Genomic DNA, 6900 nt, shown 5'->3' on the forward strand with positions numbered 1-6900 from the left:
GTCCATGTTATGTTTGGTAAGGCATCTTTCACACCAGAAGATTTACTGGTAAACTGGAAGGCGTTGCAAGAAACAATCGATCGCAACCGCCCCTCAGGAGCCAAAGGTCGTTACTGGCGAACAATATACGTGTCTGCCACAATGGGTCCATCCATTAGAGTTGATGTCAATTCCTTACGGGATTTAAAATTGACTGAAGCTGCATAAAAAGTCATTTGTCAAGAGTCATTCGTCGTTAGTAAAAGACAAAGGACTTTTGACAAAGGACAAAACACAAAATTAAATAAGCAACAGCCGGAGACAGCAGGTGCCACAAGCTTAATATCCTGCCGAGGTTACGCCCCAATTGCTAAAAGTATCACCCGATAATGGTGTGTACAGTGGCATTATGGATGACAAAGTAAAGACGCGTTATTTAAAGCGTCTCTACTGGTAAACCCCGGCTGCGAGAGCTGGGGTTTATTGTTTTTGGAGTTAGTAATTATGAGTGAGTGGTAAGTAGGAAAACAAGCCACTACCAACCACTAACCACTAACTACTAACAAATTCAAGGAGGTGAAACAAGATGCCAAGAACGATAGAAGATAAACATGCCATAGTTGCTGACCTCAAAGAAACTTTGAGTCAGTCCCAACTAGCACTGGTCATTGACTACCAAGGGCTAACGGTTGCGGTGACGTATCTGCTTATATCCCCACCAACGAAATTTCCATCACTGACGGTCAGATATTCCTGTCTTCCGACCTCTTCAACGCTGGTATCCGTCCAGCAATCAACCCCGGTATTTCCGTATCGCGGGTAGGTTCTGCGGCTCAAACCAAGGCAATGAAAAAAGTCGCTGGTAAGTTGAAGCTGGAGTTGGCTCAGTTTGACGAATTGCAAGCTTTCTCACAATTCGCTTCAGACTTGGATAAAGCAACTCAAGACCAGCTGGCACGCGGTCAGCGCCTGCGGGAACTCTTGAAACAGCCACAAAATGCACCTCTAGCGGTATACGAGCAAGTTGCTATTCTGTACGCTGGTATTAATGGTTACTTGGATGATGTTCCTGTGAATAAAATCACAGCTTTCACCACGGGTCTGCGCGAATACCTGAAGACCAGCAAGCCTCAGTACACAGATACTGTGAAATCCAAGAAAGTTCTTGGGGATGATGAGGAAAAAACCCTGAAGGAAGCAATTACCGAATTCAAGAAGACCTTCTTAGCAACAGCGTAATTTAGTCATTTGTCATTTGTCCTTGGTCATTTGTTAAGAAATCCAAGGACAAAGGATAAAAGACAAAGAACAAAAATAAAACTATGGCAAATCTCAAAGCAATACGCGATCGCATTCAGTCGGTCAAGTTAATTAACAGTTCATCCATTCCTGTTTCTTCGGTCAAGACACCGTAAACAACGCCCTGATTTAAATCAGTTGCTCGCAGTCCCCAAATCCGGCAAGCAAAGTGAATGTTGTGGCTATCATGAACTTTGCTCAAATGATACATTGAACCGGGTTGTTTGGGATAGGGCAGCGTATCCTTACGCCCGTTGTGCTCAATAGTAATATATCCTTCTTCGATATCAATGTTGGGTGTTCCATATTCACCCATTGTTCCTAACTTTACTAAGTGACAGTCAGGAAAGTCTTCCCGCATAGCGTATAACAAGTTTAGGGTCCCAACTACATTATTTACTTGGGTGAAAACTGCGTGTTCGCGGTCAATCATCGAAAAGGGTGCAGACCGTTGTTCCCCAAAATGCACAATGCTTTCTGGCTGAAATTGATGCAGGGCTTTACTCAAAAACTCATAGTTCGTGATATCGCCAATGAACAGGTCGATAGATTTACCTGTTAAATCTTGCCAGCGCTGAATGCGTTGTTGAATTGGTGAGACCGGAGTCAGAGTTTGCACTCCTAACTCTAGATCCCAATGCCGTCGCACTAAACTGTCTAGGATACCAACTTCATAACCTTGATTTGAAAGGTAAAGTGCGGTTGCCCAACCGCAATATCCATCGCCACCAATAACCAGGACTTTCGGTCCCGGTCGTGGCGGTACCTGTCAGGTATCTGGTTGGGACCACGTGTTCCTCGGATTGTTCTGGATGTACAACACTATCTCTATTGCTATTTTCCACTTCAGCTGGAAGATGCAGTCGGATGTCTGGGGAACCGTAGACTCAGATGGTGTTGTGAATCACCTAACTGGCGGTAACTTCGCTCAAAGCGCTATTACCATCAATGGCTGGTTGCGTGACTTCCTGTGGGCACAAGCTGTTCAGGTGATTAACTCCTACGGCAGTGCGCTCTCAGCTTACGGTCTCCTGTTCTTAGGCGCTCACTTTGTTTGGGCATTCAGTTTAATGTTCTTGTTCAGCGGTCGCGGCTACTGGCAAGAGTTGATTGAGTCAATCGTTTGGGCTCATAATAAACTGAAGGTAGCTCCATCCATTCAGCCCCGTGCTCTCAGCATCATCCAAGGTCGGGCTGTTGGTGTAGCACACTACCTCTTAGGAGGAATTGCCACAACCTGGGCGTTCTTCCACGCAAGAATCATTTCACTAGGCTAGTATTTCAGCGGTCAGCGGTCAGCTATTGGCGATTGGCTCTCGTCTGATAACTAATAGCTGGGCTGCTGGCATCTGAAGGCTAAAGGTCAGAGGATTTATCAAACCCATGGCAACAAAATTTCCAAAATTTAGCCAGGACCTCGCGCAAGACCGGATTGATCTATGTAATCCGCAATGGAGGTTCGGATCATCAAATTGCCCCCTCCAAACGCGTTAATATTCACACCAAAAAAGGAATTGTTAAAGGCGTTTTTGGTTGGCCTGCCATTCACACTCGAAATCGTGGGAAAGAAGAGTCGGCTTCATTGCACAACATTTTCATTGACGTAGGTTGTGCCACCAAAGAAGAAGTAGAAAATTTGGGCATCCATGTAGGCTGTGTCATCACCTACCCTGATGAATTTATGGTTTTAAATGGCGATAAGTTTGTATGCCGCGCCTTAGATAATCGGATGGGTGGTTTTATGATAGCTGAAGTGGCGCGATTGCTAAAAGAAAATAAGAAAAAACTACCTTTCGGTCTTTACATTGTGAATTCGGTACAGGAGGAAATCGGTTTGCGAGGCGCCGAGATGATTACCCAAACGTTAAAACCCAATGTAGCTATTGTAACTGATGTTTGCCATGACACCTCTACGCCAATGATTGAGAAGAAAATTGAAGGGGATTTACAAATTGGCAAAGGACCTGTAATAGCTTACGCACCAGCTGTTCAAAATAAGTTAAGAGATTTGATTACCGATACGGCTACTACGTGTAAGATTCCTTTCCAACGTCACGCCACTTCACGAGTAACTGGGACCGACACCGATGCTTTTGCCTACAGTAATGGAGGTTTATCCGATGAAGTATACGAATACATCACTTTTGAACAGACGCATATTTCAGTCCATCACCGTCCCAAATTGTGGGAACGCAGCATTTCGATTTCCTCATTCGGGAAGTCGTTTCACATTACCGGTTGGAAAATCGGTTATGTCATAGCTCCGGAACATTTGATGCGGGAAATTAAAAAAGTACACCAGTTTTTGGTATTCAGTGTGAGCAGTATAGCCCAACATGCCTTAAATGAGTACATAGAGGTAGTCGACATAAAAGCTTTAGGCCAATTCTACCAACAAAAAAGAGATTTCTTCCAAAGCCTGATGAAAGATACCAAACTCAAACTCTTGCCCTGCGAAGGCACTTATTTTCAAGTGGCCTCTTATGCGGCAATTAGTGAGGAAAACGACATCGATTTCACGAAAAGATTGGTGACCGAGTTGGGCGTGGCTACTATACCGATTTCAATATTTTATGCCAATGGAGATGACCATCAATGCATTCGCTTCTGCTTTGCCAAAGATGAGCAAACTTTGACAAGAGCGGCCGAAAGACTTCGCCAATTATAATTAAAACAATATATTTACTCAAAATAAAAAAGATATGGATTTTTCAGCAAAAATGCTACGCGATAACGCCTTAGCAGACAAAGTAATCGTAGTAACCGGTGGCGGAAGCGGCTTGGGTAAAGCCATGACCCAATGTCGCGAAGATTTGATTCCGAATATGTTTACCGAAATCCTGAAAAACTTCCAGCAAAACTTCCCGGATGTGGATTTAAACAAACTGATTTACTACTTCGAAAGACACATCGAATTGGATGCCGACGAACACGGTCCGATGGCGATGCAAATGATTACAGAACTTTGTGGAGACAGCGCAACCAAATGGAATGAAGTGCTCGAAGTTTCCCAACAAGCTTTGGAAAAACGCCTTGGTTTATGGGATGCGATTGAAGAGATGGTTATTGAAAAAGCGAGTTGCGTTTAAAATCACTGCTAATGAAACAATGGTGTAGATGGTATTACCTAGGCTTATTGCTTATATTTGTTAGCTGTTCCTCTGAGAAAGAGGTGAACTCTCCGCCCGATACCCGTGTGCTCAAAATTCTGGCGTTGGGCGATAGTTACACCAAAGGCGAATCGGTTTGTAGTACCTGTAATTTCCCGACACAACTTCGCGACAGTATCAATGCCCGTCGCGGCAACGGACTTTCTGAGGTGCAAATCATTGCCCAAACAGGTTGGACCACTCCGCAACTCAAAAATGCTATCAATCAAACCAATCCGCCGAATACATTTGACTTGGTCACCCTTTTGATTGGGGTGAACAATCAATACCAAAACATGCCGTTTAGTTTTTATGAAAATGATTTCCCGGAACTGGTTCAAAAAGCCTTTTTTGGCAGGGCAAAGCACGGGCGAAAACCCCCCACCTCCCGCCAAATCGTCAGAACCTTGACAAATCAATACTTTCAGCGATTGAGGTATGAGTACGAGCCTGTTTGCCAAAGCCTGAAATGGACTTTTAAAACAGCCCCGCCAAAAATGGTGGTGGGAATGGCTCTACAGTTAGCTTCTGTTGCCTCCCCTTTCAAATTAATGAAACCCGTTCGCGGGATTGAAACCAACGAGAAGTCAAGGAATTCAATCAATCTCAGTTTCTTTCAAATTAATGAAACCCGTTGGCGGGATTGAAACTACCAGTAAACACTTTCAAATATAGGAGGGCGAACAGCCGTTCACCCCTACATTGTATTGGCATCACTGTATTGGGGACTTCCAGACAAAAATCTTCAACTTTCTCTTGTGGTGCGGGATTGACGATCGCCAATCACACAGGACGGGCGGGGACGACCGTACCTCAAGAAGAGGTTCAAGCAGCTGCCATCAGCTTTGGTTTTCTCATTTGTCTTAATCGGTGGGGACGCCCGTACCACAAGAAGGAGGTTCAAGGCATTGCGCCCTTACAACAACCTGTACCTCACTTAGTTACAATCTGCTGTATGTTCTTCAGATTTGTCAAATTGACAATAATTCTTTAAAACTGATGATAACAATTTAATATTCAAATGGAGCTAAGCGGATTCGAACCGCTGAGGATTAAGGGGGGTCAATCAACTTGTCATCATAGCTTGACTTCCCAATGACCAATGACAAATGACAAATAACAAATGACAACAAAAAAGAGGTCTTTCCGACCTCTATACAACTCCCTACGTATTTTGTTTGTTTATAGAAATTACTGCAAACCAGTGTTGAGACCTTGTTTGCCGGTAGCCAGTTCAACCTTAACGATCTTGCCACCCATTTTTTGTATTCTTTGTTGTTCGCGGAACCAGTTTTCGTAGGGAACCAGTTTGGTGAAGTAGGTGTTTTGTAGTTCGCGCTGAGTGCGAATCCGGGTTTGGCTAGGTACGCAAGCAGTAATTTTAAAAGTCCGTGACATCGTACTATATCTCCTGTAGTGAGCGTGAAAACTTTTTTATCTCAAAAATTGTGAGTGCAAATTCCTTTCTGATTACTCAAAGGCTGGAAATCAAGCGTCAATACTAGACCGCTAGCACTTAGCGCTTAGCACTACGAAAAGCCACAAACGTTCTAGCACTCACGATTAATTTCCAGACCTAAGATTGCCGCACCTAAATTCTTAAGCGCAAACTAGGCTCCTAGCTTAAACCGGAGCTGATGTAGTCGAAGTAAACGCCCATTTCCTTACCAGCATCTGCACCAACCAAGCTAGCAGTAACTTCCTTCATAGCTTGGATAGCTTGCACGGTAGCACCGATGGGTACACCCAAGGAGTTGTAGGGTTTTGAACTGTCCTACCAAAGACTCCCATTCCGAATCAGATAGCGTTGAAGCCGTTAAGGTTGCGTCTTTTCCGCGGCCATTTTCATAAGTCAACTCTTTATTTTCTAGCACAATCACTTTGTGTATGCCGCGACTGTGTGCCGTGTAGGTGAGTTTGGCCGAAGCTAAATCAGCATTGCTTTGGGAACAACCTTTTCCCATCAATAGGGTAAATAAAACGAGAACTAGTGCTTTCATAAACGAAACTTTTAAGATAACATCATCACGGCTTTGTGCAGTGCTTCTACAAAAGTATCAATTTCTTCTTTGGTATTGTAAAAAGCAAAACTAGCGCGAACCGTTCCGGGAATTCCGAAGAAATCCATGACGGGTTGAGCACAGTGGTGTCCCGTGCGCACTGCTATTCCTAACTTATCTACAATCGTGCCAATGTCGTAGGGGTGAATGGTTCCAATGTTAAAAGAGATAACGGAAGTCTTTTGGGCGGCAGTACCGTATATGCGCAACCCTTCTATTTGTAGCAACTTTTGGGTGGCGTACTCCAACAACTCGTGTTCATAGGCTGCGATAGCGTCAAAACCGATTTCGTTCAAATAATCAATCGCCGTTCCCAACACAATCCCGCCTGCAATATGGGGCGTACCGGCTTCAAATTTATGCGGTAAATCGGCATAGGTTGTTTTTTCAAAACTCACCGTGGCAATCATTTC

At 44.1% G+C, this 6900-nt stretch carries 6 protein-coding genes, 6 pseudogenes and 1 other annotated feature; of the genes and pseudogenes, 8 read left to right on the top strand and 4 right to left on the bottom strand.

Annotated features, from left to right (window positions below; genetic code table 11):
* The 3 pseudogenes from ACYRY3_RS00210 to ACYRY3_RS00220 all read left to right on the top strand — a co-directional run.
* Positions 1 to 207, top strand: a pseudogene (locus ACYRY3_RS00210) (50S ribosomal protein L1); the annotation flags it as partial.
* Between the two features lie 69 nt (positions 208 to 276).
* Positions 277 to 473 (top strand) — a sequence feature (ribosomal protein L10 leader region).
* Positions 474 to 565: 92 nt separating this feature from the next.
* A pseudogene (gene rplJ, locus ACYRY3_RS00215) lies at positions 566 to 673 on the top strand (50S ribosomal protein L10); the annotation flags it as partial.
* Positions 673 to 1218, top strand: a pseudogene (locus ACYRY3_RS00220) (F0F1 ATP synthase subunit alpha); the annotation flags it as partial. The pseudogenes rplJ and ACYRY3_RS00220, both read left to right, overlap by 1 nt.
* A 118-nt stretch (positions 1219 to 1336) precedes the next feature.
* Here ACYRY3_RS00220 and ACYRY3_RS00225 read toward each other — a convergent pair.
* Positions 1337 to 2017: pseudogene (locus tag ACYRY3_RS00225) on the bottom strand (NAD-dependent epimerase/dehydratase family protein); the annotation flags it as partial.
* A 7-nt stretch (positions 2018 to 2024) separates the two neighbouring features.
* On the opposite strand from ACYRY3_RS00225, the pseudogene psaA reads away from it, so the two are divergent.
* The 5 genes and pseudogenes from psaA to ACYRY3_RS00250 all read left to right on the top strand — a co-directional run.
* A pseudogene (psaA, locus tag ACYRY3_RS00230) lies at positions 2025 to 2555 on the top strand (photosystem I core protein PsaA); the annotation flags it as partial.
* A gap of 155 nt (positions 2556 to 2710) precedes the next feature.
* Complete coding sequence (locus ACYRY3_RS00235) at positions 2711 to 3946, top strand: aminotransferase class I/II-fold pyridoxal phosphate-dependent enzyme (protein ID WP_460199901.1); 1236 nt, start codon at positions 2711 to 2713, stop codon at positions 3944 to 3946.
* 34 nt (positions 3947 to 3980) lie between these two features.
* Entirely contained in the window at positions 3981 to 4367 is a 387-nt protein-coding gene (locus ACYRY3_RS00240) for a DUF3050 domain-containing protein (RefSeq protein ID WP_460199902.1), read from the top strand.
* An 83-nt stretch (positions 4368 to 4450) separates the two neighbouring features.
* Positions 4451 to 5074, top strand: coding sequence for a GDSL-type esterase/lipase family protein (locus tag ACYRY3_RS00245; RefSeq protein ID WP_460199903.1), 624 nt, complete (start codon positions 4451 to 4453; stop codon positions 5072 to 5074).
* Positions 5075 to 5148: 74 nt separating this feature from the next.
* Positions 5149 to 5421: a hypothetical protein gene (locus tag ACYRY3_RS00250; protein ID WP_460199904.1), complete on the top strand. Its 273-nt coding sequence runs from the start codon at positions 5149 to 5151 to the stop codon at positions 5419 to 5421.
* A 197-nt stretch (positions 5422 to 5618) separates the two neighbouring features.
* On the opposite strand, the gene ACYRY3_RS00255 is transcribed toward ACYRY3_RS00250, so the two are convergent.
* The 3 genes and pseudogenes from ACYRY3_RS00255 to ACYRY3_RS00265 form a co-directional block, all read right to left on the bottom strand.
* The gene (locus ACYRY3_RS00255) at positions 5619 to 5825 is read right to left on the bottom strand and encodes a phycobilisome linker polypeptide (RefSeq protein ID WP_460199905.1); all 207 of its coding nucleotides are present in this window, start codon (positions 5823 to 5825) and stop codon (positions 5619 to 5621) included.
* A gap of 220 nt (positions 5826 to 6045) precedes the next feature.
* Positions 6046 to 6186, bottom strand: a pseudogene (locus ACYRY3_RS00260) (allophycocyanin subunit beta); the annotation flags it as partial.
* A 252-nt stretch (positions 6187 to 6438) separates the two neighbouring features.
* The coding region (locus ACYRY3_RS00265; RefSeq protein WP_460199906.1) for an aminotransferase class V-fold PLP-dependent enzyme at positions 6439 to 6900 on the bottom strand (462 nt) is incomplete at its 5' end.

The sequence above is a fragment of the Scytonema sp. NUACC21 genome (genome assembly GCF_054684315.1).